Below are 480 nucleotides of genomic sequence, written 5' to 3'. Positions count from 1 at the left end.
CCCATGATCAGAGACGCCAGAGAGTACAACGCGACTGTTGCGCCCAACACTCGCGAGCTCGAGCGACTGCGCAAGGCGTTGCCTGGTTATTTTGCGAGCGACGGCTCGTTCATGATCGACCGACTCGAGCAAACCCTTCGTGCCGATGAGGTGAAGCTCTCTCGCGAGGGGTACGAACTGAAGTTCTTGGGGAAGAGCTACGCCAAGTTCCAGGCGAGCACCAAGACAGAGACAGTTGTTGTTCCCGACGTCGAACACAACGATCAGCCCGAGAACGCCGCGTCAGAGAATCTGTACATCGTTGGCGACAACCTCGATGCACTGAAGCACTTGGTGCATTCGTACAGCGGCAAGATCAAGTGCATTTACATTGACCCGCCTTACAACACCGGTGGCGACGGGTTCGTCTATAACGATGACTTCGGTTTCACCGCGGATCAGCTCGTCGACAAACTCGGCATTGACCCCGCAGAAGCCAAA

General features: G+C 56.0%; 1 pseudogene. It reads left to right on the top strand.

Annotated features, from left to right (window positions below):
- Window positions 1-3: 3 nt before the first annotated feature.
- A pseudogene (locus AC4PG8_RS13915) lies at window positions 4-480 on the top strand (site-specific DNA-methyltransferase); the annotation flags it as partial.

It is taken from the genome of Listeria sp. MAN/IMW/UF555, assembly GCF_058684075.1.
Note: the sequence above shows the minus strand (reverse complement) of the source record. Positions and strands in the feature narration are given on the sequence as shown.